The 22089-nt window shown below is 60.8% G+C and carries 19 protein-coding genes; 15 read left to right on the forward strand and 4 right to left on the reverse strand.

Annotated elements, in window-relative coordinates:
* Positions 1-9 precede the first annotated feature (9 nt).
* The 4 genes from FY152_15125 to FY152_15140 all read left to right on the forward strand — a co-directional run bounded on the left by FY152_15125 (position 10) and on the right by FY152_15140 (position 5153).
* The gene (locus FY152_15125; GenBank protein UXS33506.1) at positions 10-1545 is read left to right on the forward strand and encodes an ABC transporter substrate-binding protein; all 1536 of its coding nucleotides are present in this window, start codon (positions 10-12) and stop codon (positions 1543-1545) included.
* Between the two features lie 90 nt (positions 1546-1635).
* A complete protein-coding gene (locus FY152_15130; GenBank protein ID UXS33507.1) occupies positions 1636-2559 on the forward strand; it encodes an ABC transporter permease in 924 nt (307 codons plus the stop codon).
* A 6-nt stretch (positions 2560-2565) separates the two neighbouring features.
* A complete protein-coding gene (locus FY152_15135) occupies positions 2566-3414 on the forward strand; it encodes an ABC transporter permease (GenBank protein ID UXS33508.1) in 849 nt (282 codons plus the stop codon).
* A gap of 5 nt (positions 3415-3419) precedes the next feature.
* Complete coding sequence (locus FY152_15140) at positions 3420-5153, forward strand: peptidase M14 (protein UXS33509.1); 1734 nt, start codon at positions 3420-3422, stop codon at positions 5151-5153.
* Positions 5154-5180: 27 nt separating this feature from the next.
* Here FY152_15140 and FY152_15145 read toward each other — a convergent pair whose 3' ends face one another.
* Positions 5181-5552, reverse strand: coding sequence for a hypothetical protein (locus FY152_15145; protein UXS35076.1), 372 nt, complete (start codon positions 5550-5552; stop codon positions 5181-5183).
* 376 nt (positions 5553-5928) lie between these two features.
* Between FY152_15145 and FY152_15150 the strand changes: the two genes are divergently transcribed.
* From FY152_15150 to FY152_15200, 11 genes are all read left to right on the forward strand, one after another.
* Positions 5929-7101 carry an ABC transporter substrate-binding protein gene (locus FY152_15150; GenBank protein ID UXS33510.1) on the forward strand — a complete coding sequence of 391 codons (1173 nt, stop codon included), beginning with the start codon at positions 5929-5931 and terminating at the stop codon, positions 7099-7101.
* Positions 7102-7189: 88 nt separating this feature from the next.
* Positions 7190-8053: a branched-chain amino acid ABC transporter permease gene (locus FY152_15155; GenBank protein ID UXS33511.1), complete on the forward strand. Its 864-nt coding sequence runs from the start codon at positions 7190-7192 to the stop codon at positions 8051-8053.
* 1 nt (position 8054) lies between these two features.
* Complete coding sequence (locus FY152_15160; GenBank protein ID UXS33512.1) at positions 8055-9062, forward strand: branched-chain amino acid ABC transporter permease; 1008 nt, start codon at positions 8055-8057, stop codon at positions 9060-9062.
* Complete coding sequence (locus FY152_15165; GenBank protein ID UXS33513.1) at positions 9059-9823, forward strand: ABC transporter ATP-binding protein; 765 nt, start codon at positions 9059-9061, stop codon at positions 9821-9823. The genes FY152_15160 and FY152_15165 overlap by 4 nt, the downstream gene beginning before the upstream one ends.
* Positions 9804-10520 (forward strand): ABC transporter ATP-binding protein, encoded by a 717-nt coding sequence (locus FY152_15170; GenBank protein UXS33514.1) that lies wholly within the window; start codon positions 9804-9806, stop codon positions 10518-10520. Before FY152_15165 ends, FY152_15170 begins: the two co-directional genes overlap by 20 nt.
* A 273-nt stretch (positions 10521-10793) precedes the next feature.
* A complete protein-coding gene (locus tag FY152_15175) occupies positions 10794-11609 on the forward strand; it encodes a MurR/RpiR family transcriptional regulator (GenBank protein UXS33515.1) in 816 nt (271 codons plus the stop codon).
* Positions 11610-11813: 204 nt separating this feature from the next.
* The gene (iolC, locus tag FY152_15180) at positions 11814-13730 is read left to right on the forward strand and encodes a 5-dehydro-2-deoxygluconokinase (GenBank protein ID UXS33516.1); all 1917 of its coding nucleotides are present in this window, start codon (positions 11814-11816) and stop codon (positions 13728-13730) included.
* Positions 13727-15553: a 3D-(3,5/4)-trihydroxycyclohexane-1,2-dione acylhydrolase (decyclizing) gene (iolD, locus tag FY152_15185; GenBank protein UXS33517.1), complete on the forward strand. Its 1827-nt coding sequence runs from the start codon at positions 13727-13729 to the stop codon at positions 15551-15553. The genes iolC and iolD overlap by 4 nt, the downstream gene beginning before the upstream one ends.
* Position 15554: 1 nt before the next feature.
* Complete coding sequence (gene iolE, locus FY152_15190) at positions 15555-16463, forward strand: myo-inosose-2 dehydratase (protein ID UXS33518.1); 909 nt, start codon at positions 15555-15557, stop codon at positions 16461-16463.
* Positions 16464-16698: 235 nt separating this feature from the next.
* A complete protein-coding gene (gene iolB, locus FY152_15195) occupies positions 16699-17511 on the forward strand; it encodes a 5-deoxy-glucuronate isomerase (protein ID UXS33519.1) in 813 nt (270 codons plus the stop codon).
* A gap of 236 nt (positions 17512-17747) precedes the next feature.
* Positions 17748-18875, forward strand: coding sequence for a Gfo/Idh/MocA family oxidoreductase (locus tag FY152_15200; GenBank protein UXS33520.1), 1128 nt, complete (start codon positions 17748-17750; stop codon positions 18873-18875).
* A gap of 163 nt (positions 18876-19038) precedes the next feature.
* On the opposite strand, the gene FY152_15205 is transcribed toward FY152_15200, so the two are convergent.
* From FY152_15205 to FY152_15215, 3 genes are all read right to left on the reverse strand, one after another.
* On the reverse strand, positions 19039-20001 hold the full coding sequence (locus FY152_15205) for a 2-hydroxyacid dehydrogenase (GenBank protein ID UXS33521.1): 963 nt from the start codon (positions 19999-20001) through the stop codon (positions 19039-19041).
* A gap of 356 nt (positions 20002-20357) precedes the next feature.
* Complete coding sequence (locus tag FY152_15210; protein UXS33522.1) at positions 20358-21380, reverse strand: LacI family transcriptional regulator; 1023 nt, start codon at positions 21378-21380, stop codon at positions 20358-20360.
* Positions 21381-21511: 131 nt separating this feature from the next.
* Positions 21512-22021 carry a MarR family transcriptional regulator gene (locus FY152_15215; protein UXS33523.1) on the reverse strand — a complete coding sequence of 170 codons (510 nt, stop codon included), beginning with the start codon at positions 22019-22021 and terminating at the stop codon, positions 21512-21514.
* Positions 22022-22089 lie beyond the last annotated feature (68 nt).

A 22089-nucleotide genomic window follows, 5' to 3' on the forward strand; every position in this document is an offset into this window, starting at 1 on the left:
AACAGGTAGATGACAATGATCAAGAAGGGGATGACGACAACGTTCGTCGCACTTGCCATGGCCGCCACGGCCTTTACCGCCGCACCGGCTCTCGCCGCCGGCAAGATGACCATTTCCAGCCCGCAGGATCCGGGCAGCTGGGATCCGATCGACACCTTCCTCGTGCAATGGGCTGCCGTCGCCACCAACATCTTCGATGGCCTGACCTATCGCGGCCCGGACCTGAAGGTTGTGCCCGGCCTTGCCGAATCCTGGGAAGAGCTGGATGAGGGCAAGCGTATCCGCTTCAAGCTGCGCCAGAACGTCAAGTTCCACAATGGCGAGCCCTTCAACGCCGCCGCCGTCAAGTTCACCTTCGAGCGCCTTCTCGGCGAACAGGGTGCCAAGGGCCCGCAGCGCTCCAACTATGTCGCCATCGAAAGCGTCGATGTCATCGACGATTACACGGTCGACATGAAGCTGAAGGCGCCGGATCCCGTGCTGCTGACCAAGCTTGCCGGTTATGGCGGCATGATCGTTCCGCCTGCCTACATCAAGGAAAAGGGCGAGGACAATTTCAACCTCAACCCCGTCGGCACCGGCGCGTTCAAATTCGTTTCCTACGCACCAAAGACCAACATCAAGCTGGAAGCCAACCCCGATTACTGGGGCGGTGCGCCAAAGCTTTCCGAGCTTGAATATCGCTTCATCGCCGAGCCCGCGACCGCCGTTGCCGAATTGCAGGCCGGCCGCGTCGATCTCGTCATTCCGCCCACCATCCCGATCGGCATGATCCCGGTCATCGAAGGCGATTCCAAGCTTGAGATCGTCAGCGTGCCCGGCCCGACGGTCGATGCGCTGCGTTTCAACACCCGTGACGGCATCACCGCCGATCCGAAGGTGCGCAAGGCGATCATCATGGCCGTCGACCGCGGCACCATCGTCAAGTCGATCCTTGCCGGTCAGGCATCCGAAATCGCGAGCTTCCAGAGCGCGCTGTCCTTCGGTTACGATCCGGAACTGAAGCCCCTGCCTTACGATCCGGAAGGTGCGAAAAAGCTGCTCGCGGAAGCCGGCGTCAAGCCGGGTGCGACGCTGCAGATCGATATCCGCGGCAATGATGCGACGATGAACGAGGTGGCGCAGGTTATTTCCAGCTACCTCTCCATGGTCGGCATCACCGCCACTATCAAGCCTTACGAAACCAACGTTCTGCTGAACGATATCATCCCGCAGGGCAAGACCGGCGCGATGTTCCAGCAGAAATGGGGCGGCTGGACCTTCGATTACGACAATACGGCCTATTCCATGTATCACTCGGGTGAAAAGTGGAACCCTTACGACAAGGACGAAAAGCTGGACAAGCTGCTTGAATCCCAGCGTCCGCTGACCGACCGTGCCGAGCGCGAAAAGATCCTCAAGGAAATCGGCAGCTATACCGCCGAACGCGCGCTGGAAATTCCGCTTTACAACAGCAATGCCATTTACGGCATCAACAAGCGGGTCAAGGGTTTCGTCGCACCGCCGGATAACCGCCTGAAGCTGACCGACGTGACCGTCGAATAAGCGGGTTAATCCTGTGAACACGCCGCCTTGTCCGCCTCTCGCGGGCAAGGCGGGATTTCTCTTCCCAGTTTTTTCTTCAAGGTAAAAAACGTGGCCGGTTTCCTCATCAAGCGATTGTTGCAGGCGATTTTTGTCGTCATCGCCATCACTCTTCTCGTTTCCTTCGCCATTCGCCTCACCGGCGATCCGGCTGTCACCATGTTCCAGGGCGGCGGCAGCATGACGGAAGACGATCTGGCGCGCATCCGCGCGGCGCTGGGCACTGACCGGCCGTTCTTCGTGCAATATTTCAGCTTCCTGAAGGGCCTCGTGACGCTCGATTTCGGCCGCAGCTTCACCGGTAGCACGCCGGTCTCGCGCCTCATCGCCGATGCCCTGCCCGCCACGCTGCTGCTCGCCTTCATCTCCATGGCGGTGTCGATTGCGCTCTCCATCCCGCTCGGCATCAAGGCGGCGACCTCGCGCGGCAAGACGGCCGATCAGGTGATCCGCATCTTTTCGCTCGTCGGCCTATCCTTCCCGAATTTCTGGCTGGCCACGATGCTGGTGCTCTTATTCTCCATCACGCTCGGCTGGCTGCCGCCAAGCGGCATGGGTGGTTTCGCCAGCTACATCATGCCCGCTGTCACCATGGGCGTCATCCTCACCGCCACCAATGTCCGCCTCGTGCGCACCGCCATGCTCGATACGCTGCGCTCGCAATACATCATGGTGGCGCGCGCCAAGGGCCTCAGCGAAAACAAGGTTCTCTACAAACACGCGCTGCGCAACTGCGCCATTCCGCTCATCACCTATTTCGGCCTGCAATTCGGCGGGCTGCTCGGCGGCATCGTCGTCATCGAACGTGTCTTCAACTGGCCGGGCCTCGGCACGCTGGCTTTCGATGCGGTCGGCGCGCGCGATTATCCCGTGCTTCAGGCCGTCATCACCGTGCTGTCGCTGATGATCGTCGGCATCAACCTTCTGGTCGATATCGCCTATGGGCTTGTCGATCCGCGCATTCGCACGGAGTAAGTGACGATGGCTGCAAAAACCTCGCGTCTCGCGCGCTTCACCAATCTCGAATTCATCCTCGGCGCGTTCCTCACCACGGTCATCTGCCTCGCCGTCGTCTTTTCCGACGTGCTGTTTCCGGGCGGAGCGGACAAGATCGACCTGATGGCGCGCCTTGCCAAGCCCTTTGCCAATGCCGCCCATCCGCTCGGCACCGATCCGCTGGGGCGTGACGTGCTCGCCCGCGTCGTCGCCGGCGGCAAGATTTCGCTGCTGGTCGGTTTCACCTCGGTCATCGGCGCGGTCATCTTCGGCGTCGCGGTTGGTCTGGTGGCCGGTTATTATCGCGGCTTCTGGGATATGCTGGTCATGCGCTTTGCGGATATCCAGCTCGCCATGCCCTTCATTCTGCTCGCCATCACCTTCATCGCCATTGTCGGCGGCAGCCTCACCAACACCATCATCCTCCTGATCGTCTCGCAATGGGTGCAATATGCCCGTCTCGTGCGCGGCTCGGTGCTGACGCTGCGAGAGCGGGAGTTCATCCTTTCCGCCCGCGCCATCGGCGTGAAGGACTGGCGCATCATTCTCCAGCACCTGCTGCCGAACCTCATCGGCCCGGTCATCGTGCTGATGACGCTCAATGTCGCCAACAACATCCTCTTGGAAAGCAGCCTCACCTTCCTCGGCCTCGGCGTCGATCCGACCATTCCGAGCTGGGGCGGCATGCTGGCGGATGGACGGACCTATTTGCAGACGGCATGGTGGGTCAGCGTCTTCCCGGGCCTTGCCATCCTTCTGACGGTGCTTGGCCTCAACCTTCTCGGCGACTGGCTGCGTGACAGCCTCGACCCCACCGGCAGAACTTCGAGGTAAATGCGATGAGCCAGATTTTCGACCAGACTTTCGAACGCACGCTGGATGCGCTTCTCGCCAATGCCGAGCCCGGCCAATCTTTCGAGGCATGGAGCTTCGATGATGCCAAAAGCCGCCGCGAAGCCGAAAACCGGCTGAAGAAAAAAGGCGTCAGCGCCCGCATCCGCAGCGCCTACAAGCCGCTTCTCTTCACCTTTCTGGAAGAGATCAATCTGGATGGCGTCGACACCATCGAGGTGCGTTACCCGGTGCATGCCAACGCACCCGCCAATCGTTTCCGGCTGGAGGCCTATCCGCTGGCCGCGCTGGTGGGCGATGCGAAGATCGACTTCGTCGCCCGAAAAGACGACGCCTTCCATTATGATGTTACCCTGAGTCGCAACGGCAAGAAGGAAACCCTGAAGATTCTGGCGCCAAACCGGGTGCACACCGATATCGTCGGCGAAACCAATGTTTCACCCACGGGCTGGTTCCGGTTTGCCGGCGACGCTTTAGGCGAGCGGCTGGAGACGGACTACGAACGGCTTTTCGAAGCGGCGATTCATGCCTTCGCTAACCACGGCTGGGGCGATGAAGAGCCCTATTTCGAGGAACTGAACATCCGCGTCGCGCATCCGGCCGAAGATCTGCCGCTCTCCCTTGGCGATGAGGTCGTCAGCCTGCGCGAAGCCCTGCATGAGGATTTCTATTTCTCGCTGCTGGAGTTCTTCCAGAAAAAGTCGGGCCGGCCGCTGGGCGACCGGGGCCTGAAGCCCGGCCAGATCGTGCCGGAAATCGTGAAAAGCGAAGGTGAAGTCTCCGTGCGCATCGAGGCCCGCACGCTCACCACCGCCTTTCTCGATGGCCGTGAACAGCAGATCGATACGGCCAGCGAACCGGTTGCGGCAGGCCAGCTCGCGAAACTGCTTGAAGAAATCGGCGGCGAGGCCTTCGAGGCCCGCTCCCGTTCCGGCCGTATTCTTGCCGCCCGTTATGTCGCCGGCAGCGATGCCGCAGTGATGATCAGCGGCGGCCAGCACCCCAACGAGACCACAGGCATCGTCGGCGCCATCCGTGCCGCCCGTAAACTTGCCGAGCGCAGGGGCGCACATTTCACCATTTCGCCGCTGGAAAATCCTGACGGTTACGCCCTTCATCAACGGCTGAGAGCCGACAATCCGCGCCACATGCATCACGCGGCGCGTTACACGGCGCTCGGCGACGATCTCGAATATCGCACGCGGGAAAATTCGGGTGTCCATCTCAACGAGAAGGCAATCCGTTTCAGGGCGCAGGAGATGAGCGGCGCGAGCCTGCATGTGAACCTGCACGGTTATCCATCCCATGAATGGACCCGGCCGCTTTCCGGCTATGTACCGCGCAATTTTGCCATGTGGACGCTGCCGAAGGGTTTCTTCCTCATCATCCGCCACCATGCGGACTGGGAAAGGCAGGCCGAAGCCCTGCTCGACCGGGTGACCCGCCATCTCGGCGCGATTCCCGGCCTGCTCGATTACAACAACCGACAGATCGCTCTTTATGAAATCCACGCCGGCGAAACCGGTTTCCGCATCATCAACGGTTTCCCGTGCCTGTCCTCCGTCGACGACCGCCACACCGTGCCGATGACGCTGATCACCGAATATCCTGATGAGACGATCTACGGCAACGACTTCATCACCGGTCACACCGCGCAGATGGAAACGGTTCTCTCCGCCTATGATGCCTGGCAGAAGATTCTCGTCGGGGAAGTCGCCTGATATTGCAGGCCGCCCTCGATGGGCGGCCTATTTTCCCGCCGTGCCGGCGAGTTTTTGGTCCCGCTGCTTCTGCAAAAGCCTCTTGCCCTTGCTCAGAATATGCATATTTGCGGCATCAAGCTTGTTGTACCCGGCCTGAATAATATCGAGATCGGCAACGTGACCGATTGCTGCCAGCTCATGCATCACGTCGCCAATAGCGACATCGACACTCTGCTTTTGCAGGTTGACCACGTCCTCCACCGCAGCGTGCATGCCTTGCGCGTCTCCGCCCATGACATGATACAGCGCCAGCGTCTTGCGAAGAAATGCTTCGCGGCGCTCGATCTTGTTGTTGAGTATACTTTCGCCAACGCGATCTCGCATCAACTCAACAACTCTATTTTGATATTCGCCCATCAGACACCAAATAAAGTTCACAATATGCTTCGCGAGGCTACAAACAATCCCCTTAGAACTGGTTAAGGCACGAGGCTTGCGCGGGTATGACCGTCATTTTCGAAACATGCACAAAAGCTGGTTTTCATGACGAAGCATTTCGATACCATGTGCCGCGAAAACACCGGTCGTGATGGCTGCGGCGGCGCTATATAGTGAGAATCACGGGATGATCACTATTGTGCGATCTCGCATGAGACAAACCCTGTAAGACGGGTATTGATAACCGTCAGGTTATTTATCATCCCCCTTATTTCATTTTACTTTGGCCACCGCACTCATCAATCTGGCAGCCTGGATCGGTGGATGGGAGCCACGGATCAATTGGGAGGAATTCATGAAATTACGGATCACCGCCGCCATCGCGGCCATCTGCTTCAGTACTGCCGCTTATGCCGAGACCATCAAGGTCGGCGTGGTCGGTCCGTTCTCCGGCCCCTTCGCGCTGCAGGGCAAGAACTTCAAGGCCGGCATCGATGCCTGGTTCGCCCTGCATGGAAACAAGGTCGGCGATGACACGGTCGAAGTCGTCTATCGCGATGTGCCGCAGGCCGATCCGGCGCAGTCCAAGGCGCTGGCGCAGGAGCTGGTGGTGAAGGAAGGCGTGCAATATCTCGCCGGCTTCTATTTCACCCCGGATGCGATGGCCGTCACGCCTTTGCTGAAGCAGGGCAACGTGCCGATGGTCATCATGAATGCCGCCACTTCGGCCATCGTGACCAAGAGCCCGTATGTGGTGCGCACCTCGTTCACCACCTGGCAGACCTCCACCCCCATCGCCAAGGTGGCCTTTGATGGCGGCGTGAAGAAGGTCATCTCGCTGGTCAGCGATTATGGCCCGGGCGTCGATGCCGAGAACGCCTTTAAGGCGGCCTTTACCGCCGCCGGCGGCGAGGTTGTCGAAAGCATCCGCATGCCGCTTTCCACCAATGATTTCAGCCCGATCATGCAGCGCGTGAAGGATTCCGGCGCGCAAGGCGTCTTCGCCTTCCTGCCGTCGGGCCCGACCACGCTCGGTTTCGTCAAGGCCTTCAACGATAACGGCCTGAAATCCGCAGGCGTCAAGCTCTTCGCGCCGGGCGATCTGACGCAGGAATCCGACCTGCCGGCGCTTGGCGAAGCCGCGCTCGGCATGCAGACGACCTTCCACTACGCCGTCTCGCATGATTCCCCCGAGAACAAGACCTTCGTGGAAGCCGCCGCCAAGGCCATCGGCAATCCGAAGGAGCTCTCCTTCCCTTCCGTCGGCGCCTTTGACGGCATGTATGTCATCAGCAAGATGATCGAAGCCACCGGCGGCAAACAGGATGCGGAAAAGGCGGTGGACGCGGTGAAGGGTCTTTCCTGGACAAGCCCGCGCGGCCCTGTCAGCATCGATCCGGAAAGCCGCCACATCACGCAGAACATCTATCTGCGCGAAGTGGCCAAGGGCGATGACGGCAATTATTACAACAAGGAAGTCCAGACCTTTGAAAAACAGGGCGATCCGGGCCTCGCTGCCGCGAAATAACAGCGGCTCGTAAAGACGTTCCGGGCCGCCCGTGGCGGCTCGGTTCCGGCCCGGATGGGTATTGCAGCACCGGGAGGAGCTTTTCAGCATGCAGACGGTCTTCAGCATCCTTGTCGATGCGCTTGCCTATGGCATGGTCCTGTTCATCATCTCCATCGGCCTTTCGGTGACGATGGGGCTGATGCGGGTGGTCAATCTGGCGCATGGCGCCTTCGCCATGATCGGCGGTTACCTCGCCTCCTATGCCGCCCACGGCCTCGGTCTCGGTTATGCCGTGGCGATCCTCGTCGCCATCGTCGGCACCATCGTCATCGCCATTCCGCTTGAGCGTTTTCTCTATCGCCGCATCTATGGCGCGCCGGAACTGACGCAGGTGCTGATGACCATCGGCATCACATTCTGCATCATCGGCATCGCCAATTTCGTTTTCGGCCCGACGCTGAAGACCATACCGCTGCCGCAGCAACTGGCCGGCCCCACCGATCTCGGCTTCCGCACCATCGCCACGCATCGAATCTTCGCCATTGCCTGCGGTCTTGCCGTGGCCGGCGCGCTGTGGTTCACCTTCGAAAAGACCGCCTTCGGCATCAAGCTGCGCGCTGCTGTCGATAATGCCGCCATGGCGGCCGCACTCGGCGTTCGCACTGAGGTTATCTATGCCGTCAGCTTCGCCATCGCCGTCGGCCTTGCCGCCATGGGCGGCGTCATCGGCGCGGAATTGCTGCCGGTCGAACCCTATTATGCGCTGCGCTATATGGTTACCTTCCTCGTGGTGGTCTCGGTCGGCGGCGCTGGCTCCATTCCGGGCGCGCTGATCGCCTGTCTGCTGCTCGGTGCAATTGATACGACCGGGCGGTATCTTGCCCCCGAATATGGCGAATTCTTCTTTTACCTGGCGGTCATCGTGATCATCACGCTGTTCCCGCGCGGCCTTCTCGGAAGGGCGAAATGAGATGGCGGTGCTCATGAACGACGTGACTGAAACGGCAGAAATCCCGAAGGCGCGCTCACCGCTGCGCACGCTTGCGGGACCGCTCCTCATCATTATCGCCGCGATTGCCGGTTATTACCTGTTCCCGGATAATCTGGCGCTTCTGACCCGCATCATCGCCATTGCGCTGCTGGTGCTGTCGATCGATCTCGTTACCGGCTATTGCGGCGTCGCCACGCTTGGCCATGCCGCGCTCTTCGGTGCCGGCGCCTATGCCGCCGGCATCGCCGCTGCCCATTTCGAGATAACCGATCCGCTGCTGATGACCGTGATCGGCGCGGCTGCGGGCGGCGTTGCCGGGCTGGTCTCCGGCACGGTTCTCTTGCGCGCCCACGGCCTGCCGCAACTCGTTCTTTCCATCGCCGTCATCCACCTGTTCCACGAGGCGGCCAACAAGGCATCGGGCTGGACCGGCGGCAGCGACGGACTTGCCGGCGTTTCCCCGGACGCCCTGTTCGGCACCTTCGAATTCGATCTTTTCGGCCGCACCGCCTATATTTACGGCGTCTGTCTGCTGCTCGTCGTCTTCCTCGCCCTCAGGGTCGTGGTCAATTCGCCCTTCGGCATGTTGTGCCGCGGCGTCAAGCAGGACAGCATCCGCATTCAGGCCATGGGCGGCGCCGTCAACGGCACGATTTTGAAGATGTTCGTCATATCGGGCATCGTCGCCGGCATTGGCGGTGCGCTGAATGCCATTTCCACCCAGGTCGTCGGCCTCGACAGCCTCAGCTTCACGCTTTCGGCCGAAGCGCTGGTCATGCTGGTGCTCGGCGGCGCGGGTTCGCTTTACGGCGCGCTGATCGGCACCGTCACTTTCATGTGGTTCGAAGATGTCGTTTCCGCCGCCAATCCGTTCCACTGGCTCACTATTGTCGGCCTGCTGCTGATTGCCGTCGTGCTGTTTGCGCCGCGCGGGCTTTATGGCGCGGGTGAGCAGATCATTGCGCGCATCCGTGGAGGTCGCAAATGAGCGCCATTTTCGAAGTCTCCGGCCTCAAGAAGAATTTCGGCGGCCTCGTCGTCACCAACAATGTCTCGCTGTCGCTTTCGCCGGGAGACCGCACGGTGCTGATCGGCCCCAATGGCGCCGGCAAGACCACCTTCGTCAATCTCGTCACCGGCAATATCAAGCCCTCGGCCGGCACGGTGCGCATCGCCGGCGAAGACGTGACCGGCCTCAGCGCCAGCCAGCGGGTGAAGCGCGGCCTCGTCCGCTCCTTCCAGGTCACAAGGCTGTTTCAGGACATGACGCCGGAAGAACACGTGGCGCTCGCCATTCTCCAGCGCGAAGGCAAGACGGGCCGGATTTTCGGCCGTTACCGCGCCATGCCTGCGGTGATGAGCGAAGCCCGCGACATTCTCGGCACGCTCGGTCTTCTGGCCCTTGCGGAAACCCGCGTGCGCGAAATCGCCTATGGCCAGCAACGGCTGATCGAGATCGCGCTTGCCATGGCGCTTCGCCCGAAAATCCTGCTACTGGACGAACCGGCCGCCGGCGTGCCTTCCACGGAAACCGCGCGCATCGAACAGGCGCTCGACCGGCTACCGGCCGATCTCGCCATATTGATGATCGAGCACGACATGGATCTGGTCTTCCGTTTTGCCAAACGTGTGGTGGTACTCGCCGCAGGCGCCGTCATCTTCGACGGTTCGCCTGATGACGTCACCAGCAATGCGGAAGTCCGCCAAGCCTATCTGGGAAGTTACGCCGATGCCCGCAGCGCCGCTTGAAATCGTCAACCTCACCGCCGGTTATGGCCCCACCCGCGTCATTGAGGGCCTGTCGCTTTCCGTGCCGTCGGGCTCGCGTTTTGCCGTGCTCGGCCGCAACGGCGTCGGCAAAACCAGCCTCTTCGCCACACTGGCCGGCCAGACGAAACGCTTTGCCGGCGATATCCGCATCGGCGGGCAGGACATCGCCGCTTTGCCGAGCGCTGCCCGCGCCAAAGCCGGCCTCGGCTACGTGCCGCAGACGCGTGACGTTTTCCCGACGCTCACCGTCGAGGAGAACCTGTTCGTCGGCCTCAAGACCCGGCCGAAATCGGCCATCGAGGAAGCCTACACGCTGTTTCCGCGCCTAAAGGAGCGCCGCCGTAATCTCGGCTCGCAACTTTCCGGCGGCGAACAACAGATGCTCTCCACCGCCCGCACGATTCTCGGCCAGCCGCGCGTGCTGCTTCTCGACGAACCGCTCGAAGGCCTCGCCCCTGTCATCTGCGAAGAGCTGATGGCGGCCTTCTCCAAACTGGCGCAATCGGGTGAAATGACCATTCTCCTCGTCGAACAGCGCATCCAGATGGCCATCGACTTCGCTGACCACGCCATCATCATGGAACGCGGCCGCATCGTCTGGGAAGGGCCATCCAGCGATCTTGCGGAAAACCCGGATATTATCGATACGCATCTTGGGGTTGGCGGGCTGCACTGAGCCAACGCATCGCCGTTGCGCGATCATATATATAATCTCTGTCATACCGGCCTTGAGCCGGTATCCAGCCACCCCAAGTCCTTGGGGTGAAAAGCCTCTTCGCGCCGCGCAGACGCGCGCCGGCTGGTTTCCGGCTCAAGGCCGGAATGACGGAGGGTGACTGATCAAACAAAGCCCCCGTCGTCTCATTTACCGTCTCTAAAAAACCCAATGGAATAAAAATTCCACTGCAGTTAAAGTGCACACGATTTCAGTCTGCACAAAGGAACGACAATGACGGCAATCGAGGTGCCAGAATCCGTAAAGGCTTTTGAGGAGCGGCTGCTCCAGGTCGCGGAGGGTTTGCCGAAACGATTGCGGCAATGCGCCGATTATGTCGCTTCCAATCAGGATCGCATCGCCGTTTCCACTGTCGCTGAAATGGCGGAAGGGGCTGGCGTACAGCCCTCGGCCTTCATGCGTTTTTGCCAGATCATGGGCTTTTCCGGCTTTTCGGAAATGCAGCGGCTGTTCCGTGATTCCTATGTCGGCGGCTGGCCGGATTATGCGACGCGACTCGACCATTTGCGGGAGAAGGGCGATGAAAGCGCATCCGGCCTGCTTGCCGAATTCGTGGAGGCCGGTCGTTCCTCACTCGAAATGCTGCTGAAATCGGTCGATACCCGCCAGCTTGACGAGGCGGTTTCGGCGCTGGCGAAGGCGCGCACCGTGCATATCATCGGTCTGCGGCGCTCGTTTCCCATTGCCAGCTATCTCGCTTACGCCTTCGAGAAGATGAAGGTGCCGGCGGTTCTGCACAGTGCGGTCGGCGGGCTCGGCAATATCAGCGCCATTTCCCGTGACGACGCGCTGATCGCGATCACCTTTTCCCCCTATTCCGCCGAAACGCTGGAGCTGGCGGAAAACGCCCGCGCCAACGGTATTCCGGTCGTGGCCCTTTCCGATTCCGCCGTCAATCCGCTGCGCAAATCCGGTGCGACGCTGCTGACCGTCACCGAGATCGATTTCGGCGCGTTCCGCTCGCTTTCCGCCACGCTCTGTCTGGCCATTACGCTGGCCGTGGCTGTGGGAACTCGCAAAACAGCCTGAATATTTTTATTGAAAACGGAAAAAATAGAATTTATGATCCAAATCCATGAAACGGGCATTCCATAATCGTCCGTCTCGTGACGAACGAAAATGAGCGGAGGAGGCTCATTGGAGCGGGACGGCGAAAGATGCTGGCGATCGTCGCCTGAATGCCGCTCCAGACATGTGAGACCGTACCGAGGTGCGGTGCTAAGGAGGAACCTTTTGAAAAAACTTGATCTCATCACGATCGGGCGCTCGTCTGTCGATCTGTACGGTTCGCAGGTCGGCGGCCGTCTGGAGGACATGGCCTCCTTTGCCAAATATATCGGCGGCTCTCCCACCAACATCGCAGCCGGTGCCGCACGCCTCGGCCTCGCCAGCGCCGTCATCACCCGCGTCGGCGATGAGCATATGGGCCGCTTCATCCGCGAACAGCTGGTGCGCGAAGGCGTCGATGTGCGCGGTGTGAAGACAGACCCGGAGCGGCTGACCGCGCTGGTGCTGCTCGGCATTCGCGACCAGAACCAGTTCCCGCTGATCTTCTATCGCGAAAACTGCGCCGACATGGCGCTCAGCGAAGACGACATCGATCCCGCCTTCATTGCCGAGGCAGGCTGCGTCTGCGCCACCGGCACGCATCTGTCGCATCCGAAGACGGAGGCGGCGGTGCTGAAGGCGCTGAAACTCGCACGCGGAAATGGCGCGAAGACCGCACTCGATATCGATTACCGGCCCAACCTCTGGGGTGTGGCTGGCCATGGCGACGGCGAGAGCCGTTTCGTCGAATCGCAGAAGGTCACCGCCAAGCTGCAATCCACCCTGCATCTGTTCGACCTGATCGTCGGCACCGAGGAAGAATTCCACATTGCCGGCGGCTCCACCGATACCCTGACCGCGTTGAACGCCGTGCGCAAGGTCTCGAATGCGACGCTGGTGTGCAAGCGCGGGCCGATGGGTGCTTCGGTTTTCGCCGGTGAAATTCCTTCCAGCCTCGACGATGGCGAGACGGGCGAAGGTTTCCCGATCGAGGTCTTCAACGTTCTGGGTGCCGGCGATGGCTTCATGGCCGGGTTGTTTCGCGGCTGGCTGCGCGGCGAAGACTGGCCGACAACGCTGAAATACGCCAATGCCTGCGGCGCTTTCGCCGTCTCCCGCCATGGCTGCACGCCGGCCTATCCAAGCTGGGAAGAGCTGCAATACTTCTTCAAGGCCGGCATTCGCAACAAGGCGCTGCGCAAGGACGAGGCACTGGAGCAGGTGCACTGGTCGACCAACCGCAAGGGCGACTGGGACACGATGCGCGTCTTCGCCTTCGACCACCGCATGCAGCTGGAAGCCATCGCCGACGAGCTTGGCGTCAAGCACGAGCAGATCGGCGCTTTCAAGAAACTCTGCCTTCAGGCCGCACAGCATGTTGCCGGCGACAGGCCGGGTTACGGCATTCTCTGCGACGGTCGTCTCGGCCGTGACGCCCTGTTTGCCGCCAGCGGCTCGGGCCTGTGGATCGGCCGTCCCGTGGAATGGCCGGGTTCGCGCCCGCTGACGCTGGAACCCGATCTCGGCAAGGATTTCGGCGGTCTTTCCGAATGGCCGCTTGAAAATGTCGTCAAGGTTCTGTGTTTCTATCATCCCGACGATACGGATGAGATGCGCGCCACGCAGGAAGAGACGGTCATGCGTCTGTTCCAGGCGACACGCCGCAACCGGCTGGAAATGCTGCTGGAGGTCATTCCCTCCAAGGTCGGCCCGACCGACGATCTCACCGCCGCCCGCATCATCGAGCGGTTCTACGAGATCGGGGTCTATCCCGACTGGTGGAAGCTGGAGCCGATGAAGACCCGTGCTGCATGGAAAAACGCCTGCGACGCGGTGCATCGCAACGATCCTTATGTGCGGGGCATCGTCGTTCTCGGTCTCGACGCGCCGCAAAGCGAACTGGAGGAGAGCTTCCGCCTTGCCGCCGGTTTCGATCTGGTCAAAGGTTTCGCCGTTGGCCGCACGATTTTCGCGGATGCCGCCCGCAGCTGGCTCGGTGGCAAGATGACTGATGAGGAAGCGGTCAGGGATATGGCGCAGCGCTATACCAGCCTGTGCCGCATTTGGGATGAGGCGCGCGCCAAAAAGGGAGAGGCAGCGTGAAGACAATCAGAATGACGGCTGCGCAGGCCATGGTTCGTTACCTGGCAGCGCAGATGAATGAACACGGCGAAACCTATATCGCCGGCATGTGGGCCATTTTCGGCCATGGCAATGTCGCCGGCATCGGCGAAGCGCTTTATGGCATCCGCGACGAACTGCCGACCTATCGTGGCCAGAACGAGCAGTCCATGGCCCATGCGGCCATTGCCTATTCGAAGCAGCTGCGCCGCAGACGCGCGATGGCGGTCACCTCCTCCATCGGCCCCGGTGCGGCCAATATGGTGACGGCGGCGGCGCTGGCGCATGTCAACCGCCTGCCGGTTCTGTTGATCCCCGGCGACGTCTTCGCCAATCGTGGCCCCGATCCCGTCCTCCAGCAGCTCGAAGATTTCGGCGATGGCACGATGACGGTGAATGACTGCTTCCGCCCTGTCAGCCGTTATTTCGACCGCATCATGCGGCCGGAACAGTTGCTCACCGCGCTTCCCCGCGCCATGCGCACCATGACGGACCCGGCCGATTGCGGCCCAGTCACGCTCGCCTTCTGCCAGGACGTGCAGGCGGAAGCCTATGATTACCCCGAGAGTTTCTTCGAAAAGCGTGTCTGGCGTCAGCGCCGTCCCGAGCCCGACGTGGTGGAATTCGATGAAGCCGTCACTGCGCTCAAGGCGGCGAAGAACCCGATCATCGTTGCCGGTGGCGGCGTGCATTTTGCCGGCGCAACCGAAACCCTGAAGCGCTTTGCCGAAACCCACTCCATTCCGGTCGTCGAAACGCAGGCCGGCAAATCGGCATTGGCGTGGGATCACGATCTCAATTTCGGTCCCGTCGGCGTTACCGGTGCGGAAAGCGCCAATATCATCAGCGAAAAGGCCGACCTGGTCTTCGGTGTCGGCACCCGTTTTCAGGATTTCACCACTGGCTCCTGGGCGCTGTTCAAGAACCCGAACCGCAAAATCCTGGCGCTTAACGTTCAGCCCTATGACAGCGCCAAGCACGATGCCATCAGCCTGACGGCGGATGCGAAGATCGGGCTTGAGAAATTGTCGGCCGCCCTCGGCAGCCACCGTTTCGCGGCGCCGGATGCCGGTCTCAAGGCTGCATGGTTTAGAAAGGCCGATGCCGATACGGCAGCGCCGGGCGAAGACAATGCCAACAGCCTGCCCACCGACATGCAGGTCATCGGCGCGGTGCAGCGCCAGTCGCGTGACAATACCGTCGTCATGTGCGCCGCAGGCACCATGCCGGGCGAGCTTCACCAGCTGTGGAAATCCAAGCTGCCGCTCTCCTATCACATGGAATACGGCTTCTCCTGCATGGGTTATGAAGTGGCCGGCGGCCTCGGCATCAAGATGGCGGAACCGGACCGCGACGTGATCGTCATGGTCGGCGACGGCTCCTACATGATGATGAATTCCGAGCTCGCGACATCGGTTGCCATGGGCGTGAAGATCACGCTCGTCATCACTGACAACAGGGGTTACGGCTGCATCAACCGGCTGCAGATGGAAACCGGCGGCGCGGAGTTCAACAATCTCTACGCCCACACCAACGTCAACCCGATCGCCATCGATTTCGTGGCCCATGCGGGCTCAATGGGGGCGGATGCGCGCAAGGTTTCCACCATAAGCGAGCTGGAAGAGGCGCTTGCCGCGGCCCGTGCCTCCAGCCGCACCACCGTCATCGTCATCGATACCGACCCTTACCCGACCCCGCAGGCCGGCGGTCACTGGTGGGATGTCGCGGTGCCTGAAACCTCTGATCGCGCTGAAGTCGCCGATGCGCGCGCCCGTTATGAAAACCATCTCAAGGAAAGACAGTAAGATGATCCGTTACGGAACCAACCCGATTGCCTGGTCCAACGACGACGACCGCACGCTGGGCGCGCATATCAGCCTCGAACAATGCCTCGATGAAACCGCCAAGATCGGTTTCGACGGCATCGAGAAGGGCCACAAGTTCCCGACCGAGCCGGAAGGCCTGAAGGGCGTGCTTTCGCCGCGCGGTCTCTCTTTCGTCTCCGGCTGGCATTCGCTGAACCTTCTGACCGACGACATCGAATCCGAAAAGAAGGCGATGCAGCCGGCGCTCGATCTCCTGAAGGCCATGGGCTCGAAGGTCATCATCGTCTGCGAGACCTCCAATGCCATCCACGGCGATGACAACAAGGCGCTGGTCGACCGTCCGCGCCTTGCGGCCGGGGATTGGGCGAAATTCGGCACGGGCATCGAGGCGCTGGCCGCCTTTGCCGCAGAACAGGGCATCACCCTCGTTTATCACCACCACATGGGAACGGTGGTCGAGAGCGAAGAGGAAATCGACCTCCTGATGAAGCATACCGGCCCGAAGACGCATCTGCTGCTCGATACCGGCCATTGCCTGTTCGGCGGCGGCGATCCCGTGCGCGTCGCGCAGAAATATATGGGTCGCGTCGGCCATATCCATGCCAAGAACGTGCGCCCTGCCATTGCCGATCAGGTTCGTGGTGAGCGCCTCTCCTTCCTCGAAGGCGTGCGCCGCGGCGTGTTCACCGTTCCCGGCGACAGCGAAGGCGGCGTGAACTTCCCGCCGGTGCTGAAGGTCGCGGCCGAGCATGGTTACAGCGGCTGGCTGGTGATCGAGGCCGAACAGGACCCGGATGTCCGCAACCCGTTCGAATATCAGAGCCTCGGGCTGAAATCGCTGAAGGCTTTTGCGCGCGAAGCAGGGCTGGACAAGGCTCAGGCTGCTTGAGCTGAGAGGGGGGCATTCGTCCATATATCCAGAATCGTATGTTCCGGTGCACCCCCTCCTCCCTCATTCCTGTGCTTGTCACAGGAATCCAGCCGACGCGCGTCGGCGCGGCGGGAAGACTCCTCTCAGCCCAAGGACTTGGGCTGGCTGGATCCCTGTGACGAGCACAGGGATGAGGGAAACGCGGGAATAGCCGCCCGATAAATTGAACGACTGACCAAAAAGGAACACCACCATGACCTCACTTCTGCGCAAGCCGGTCGCGACCAGCGGCAAGGTGCACGACATCACGCCCCAAAGCGCGGATTGGGGTTATGTCGGTTTCGGCCTCTACCGCCTGAAGCCGGGCGAAACGGCGGCGGAAAACACCGGCGATACCGAAGTCATCCTTGTGGTGGTCGAAGGCAAGGCGACGATTTCCGCGGGCGGGAAGGATTTCGGTGAACTCGGCGACCGCATGAATGTGTTCGAGCGCAAGCCGCCGCACTGCGTCTACGTGCCCGCCGGCTCCGAATGGTCGCTGACCGCCACGAGTGATTGCACTATCGGCGTCTGCACCGCACCCGGCGAAAAAGGCAGCCGCGAGGCGCAGCAGATCGGCCCGAACGGTGTGCAGCTCACCGAACGAGGCAAGGGCGCCAATACGCGTTACATCTTCCCCATCGCCATGGAAGAACGCGATGTGGCCGACAGCCTGCTGGTAACGGAAGTCTTCACGCCGTCGGGCAACTGGTCCTCCTATCCGCCGCACCGGCATGATGAGGATAACTACCCCAACATGACCTATCTGGAGGAGACCTACTATCATCGCCTCAACCCGGCGCAGGGTTTCGGTTTCCAGCGCGTCTTCACCGAAGACGGTTCGCTGGACGAAACCATGGCGGTGTCGGACGGCGATGTCGTGCTGGTGCCCAAGGGTCACCACCCCTGCGGCGCGCCCTATGGCTATGAGATGTATTATCTGAACGTGATGGCCGGGCCGATGCGCAAATGGCGCTTCAAGAACCACCCGGATCATGACTGGATTTTCAAACGGGATAATCCGTAAGGCATTTCAGGCAAACACCGCCGCCTCCTCATCCCTGTGCCTGTCACAGGGATCCAGCCAGCCCAAGTCCTTGGGCTGAAGGGAGTTTTTCCGTCGCGCAGACGCGCGTCGGCTGGATTCCTGTGACAAGCACAGGAATAAGGGGTCTGCGGTGGTACGTATCGAGACTGCCTTGAAGCTAAACAAACGCATCCAAATAATTGACTTAATTCAAATAATCTCGGGAGGAGAATACCATGGCCGCTCTTGGCGTGGGCCTTATCGGCACCGGTTACATGGGCAAATGCCACGCTCTGGCGTGGAACAATGTCACCAGCGTCTTCGGCGATGTGGAGCGTCCCCGCCTCGTGACGCTCGCGGAAGTCAATCCCGAGCTTGCCGCGAAGAAAGCCGCCGAGTTCGGTTTTGCCCGCTCGACGGGCAACTGGCGCGATCTGCTGTCCGATCCCGAGATCGACGTCATTTCGGTCACCACGCCGAACGCCTTCCACCCGGAAATGGCGATTGCCGCCCTTGAGGCCGGCAAACATGTCTGGTGTGAAAAACCGATGGCGCCCGCCTTTACTGACGCGGTGAAGATGCGCGACGCCGCCCGCCAGTCCGGCAAGGCGGCGGCGATGGGCTACAACTACATCCAGAACCCCGTCATCCGCCATATCCGCCGCCTGATCGACGAAGGCGCGATTGGCAACGTCTATCACGTTCGCGCCGAAATGGACGAGGACTTTATGGCCGATGCCACCCAGCCCTTCTACTGGAAGAGCGAAGCTTCCTCCGGTTACGGCGCGCTGGATGATTTCGCCGTGCACCCGCTGTCTCTGCTCTTCGCCCTTTTCGGTCATGCCGAAAGCGCCATCACCGACATGGTGAAGCCTTATGAGACCCGCCCGCTTGCCGGCGGCGGCGACCGCGCCGTCGAGACACATGACCTCGCCAGCGTGCTGCTGAAGCTCGAAGGCGGGATTTCCGCCGTGCTCATCGCCAACCGCTCCGCCTGGGGCCGCAAGGGCCGCATCGCCATCCAGATTTACGGCTCCACCGGCTCGATCCTGTTCGATCAGGAGCGGATGAACGAATTCCAGCTTTACACCACGGATGGACGCCCGGAGGAACAGGGTTTCCGAACCATCCTCACCGCGCCGCACCACAAACCCTATGACCGCTTCATCCCCGCCCCCGGCCACGGCCTCGGCTTCAACGATCTGAAGGTGATCGAATGCCGGGAACTGATCGCGGCTATCGAGGGGAAAAAGGCCCATATCATCGATTTCGAGGAAGGGCTGAAGATCGAGCGCAGCATTCACGCCATGGCCCGGTCTTTCGCCGAAGGGCGATGGGTGACGGCGGAGGAGATTGCGGAATAAGGACGCCGACAAAGGGCGAGAACCTCTCTTCCGTCATACCGGCCTTGAGCCGGTATCCAGCCACGGCGCGTCTGCGCCGTGACAGGAGTCTTTTATGATCAAAGACTTGATCATGCTGGACCCCGGATCAAGTCCGGGGTGACGGTGCGTGGAGGTTCCGACCTCACCCCTTGACCGGCGTTTCCGGCACCGGCGTCAGCACCTTGCCGTCCTTGAACCAGCCGAGAATATTGTCAGCCACCAGATCGGCCATGGCGTTGCGCGTCGGGATCGAGGCAGAGGCGACATGCGGCAGCAGGGAGACATTCGGCAGCGACAGGAAAGCTTCAGGCACCTTCGGCTCAGCATAGAACACATCGAGACCGGCAGCACCCACAGCACCGCTCTTAAGCGCCTGCAGAAGCGCATCCTCATCGACGCTGGAACCGCGCCCGACATTGATGAACACGCCCTCAGGCCCGAGCGCCGTCAGGATTTCGGTATTGATCGCTTTGTGCGTTTCCGGCGTGCCGGGCACGATGCAGATCAGGATATCGACGGCTTCCGCCATCTCCTTCAGCGAGCCGTAATAGGTGTAAGGGAGGCCATCCCGCTTGCTGCGGGTGTGGTATCCGATTTCCACCTTGAAAGGCTCCAGCCGCTTGGCGATTTCCTGCCCGATGCGGCCCATGCCGAAAAGGCCGACCTTGCGGCCGCGCAGTGAAAACGGCGAGAGTGCGAACGGACCTTCGCCAACCCATTTGCCATCGCGCAACCAAGTCTCGGCCTGATAGAGCCGGCGCACGGTGTTGATCAAAAGCGCAATCGTCGTATCGGCCACCTCGTCGTTCAGCACGTCAGGCGTATTGGTCACCACGATGTTGCGCGTGGCGGCATGTTTGGCATCGACGCCGTCATAACCCACGCCGAAATTGGCGATGATCTCGAGCTTCGGCAGCGCATCGATCCATTTAGCGTTGACGACGCCGGAAACGGCGATGGCATTGACGCGCTCGGCTGCACCCTCAGGCAGAACCGGCTCGGCACCGGCAGGCACAGTCACGATCTCGACCTTGCCTTCGAGGCGTTCGAGAACGCGCGGGTTTATCTTGCCGGGAACGAGAACGACGGCCTTTTTGTCAGACATGAGCGGATATTCCTCCTGATAACATTCCAATAGCCGGAGCAGGTTTCAGGCGAACCTTTCGCCATCCCGCTCCTCTGGGCGGCGATCCTTTCAAACAAAGACGGCCGTGAAAAGGGCAATAAGGGGATGCTATGGGGCCAGACGGAAGTTTCATGCCGATTTTTTGCGCCCCATTTCCGTCATGCCGGACTTGATCCGGCATCCAGCCAGCCCAAGTCCTTGGGCTTAGAGAGTCTTTTCACCGCGTCGACACGCGGTGGCTGGATTCCGGCTCAAGGCCGGAATGACGGAAGAAGGGAACATCGCGAACAACCAGAAACATACAGCCTGCCGCATCCATGCTCCCGGGCGATATACTACACCCGCGGCCGCACCGGCCCGGTCGATTGCCGGATGCGCATTTCCGGCTTGATGAGGTGAATGCCGTCAGGCTCGTGGCTGCCCGCCAGCCTGTCCAGCAATGCGCGGGCCGCCAAGCGCCCCACCTCGGCCTGGCCGTTGGAAACGGTGGTCAGCGCCGGCGTGGCAATCGCCGCCTCTTCCAGATCGTCATAGCCGGTGACGGAAATATCGACGCCCGGCACCAGACCGGCGCGGGAAATGCCGTTCATGAGACCGATGGCGACGAGATCGTTCCAGCAGACTGCGGCCGTCGGCTTCTGCGGCAGGGAGAGGAAATGCACCGCAGCCTCGAAACCGCCCTGTTTGGAGCGGGGGCCGGGGATGCGCAGGTTCGGGTCGACCTCGATGCCGGCCTTGCGCAGCGCATTGACATACCCCTGATAACGGTCACGGCCGGTCGAGGTCTGGTCGGTGCCGCCAACCATGGCGATGGTGCGGTGGCCGAGGCTGATAAGGTGGTTGGTGGCGAGCGAAATGCCATAGCTGTCGTCGCCGCGATAGGTCGGCATGTCGACGCCATCCAGGGAACGGGCCACCAGAATGGCGGGCATGCCGTTTTCCTCGGCCAGCGTCATATCCTCGATCGGCGTGCCGATGGCGGGCGACATGATGATGCCGTCCGAGCCGAGCTGCAGCAGCGTTTCGATGAAGGTGCGCTGTTTCTCCACCGAATCGTAGTGGTTGGAGAGAATGAAGGTCTGGCGGCTGCGGTCCAGCTCGCTTTCGATGGCTTTGAGAATTTCGCCGTAGAAGGGGTTCATCACATCATGGAACACCACGCCGACAATGCCGGAGCGCGAGGTGCGCAGGCTGGCCGCCCGGCGGTTGTAAATGTAACCCAGCGCCCGCGCCTGTTCCTTGATCTTGTCGCGCGTGTCGGAGGCGACCAGCGGACTGTCACGCAAGGCGAGGGAAATGGTGGCGGTCGAAAGGCCGAGACTTTCGGCAATCGTGGACAGTTTGACCTTTTGGGCCACGGCATTCCTCCCAAACGCATGTCGTTGACGACGTATCTGTTTAAATTGCAATTAAACAATTTAAACAAAATCCGCAACCCGTTTAAGAGATACCCACAAAACAGAGTTTTATTTTTAAAAATTTCAACAAATTATTGAAGATTGGTGTCGATCGCCTTGAGAAGTTTAACCACGGTGCGCACATCCTTGGCCGAAAGCCCCTCAATGGCGCGGGCGCCGCAATTGGCAATCGAGACATTGATATGTTCAACGCTTTTCAGGCCGGCTTCCGTCAGCTTTACCAGCGTGACACGGCCATCCTCGTCGTCGCCGCTGCGTTCCACGAAACCCTGGGCCTCCATGCGGCCGATGGTGCGCGTCATGGTGGGCGCCTTGACGCCGAGTTTCTGGGCGATCTGCCCCGGCGTGAGGCTGCCTTCCTGCGCCAGCGCCAGGATAACGCCGTCCTGCCCGGCATAAAGCCCGCTTTCGGCAAGGCTGTGGCTCAGCGCCGTGCGCATGGAGCGGGCGGCCTGGGTGATGGATTGCGCCAGTTCCTCAGGGTTGAAATTCTCATCCCTTTTTTTGGCGTCCTTTATTTTCTTGCCACTCTTTTCCTTCTTGGCGCCCTTGTCCTTATGCCCAGTTTTATCCTTGCTCATATGCGAGTGCCTTTTACCCTGTGGCGGAACCGATATATGTTGCTGGAAATCCTTACCGAATGCACGCG

This window comes from Agrobacterium tumefaciens (genome assembly GCA_025560025.1).
In the GTDB taxonomy this organism is placed as follows: Bacteria; Pseudomonadota; Alphaproteobacteria; order Rhizobiales; family Rhizobiaceae; genus Agrobacterium.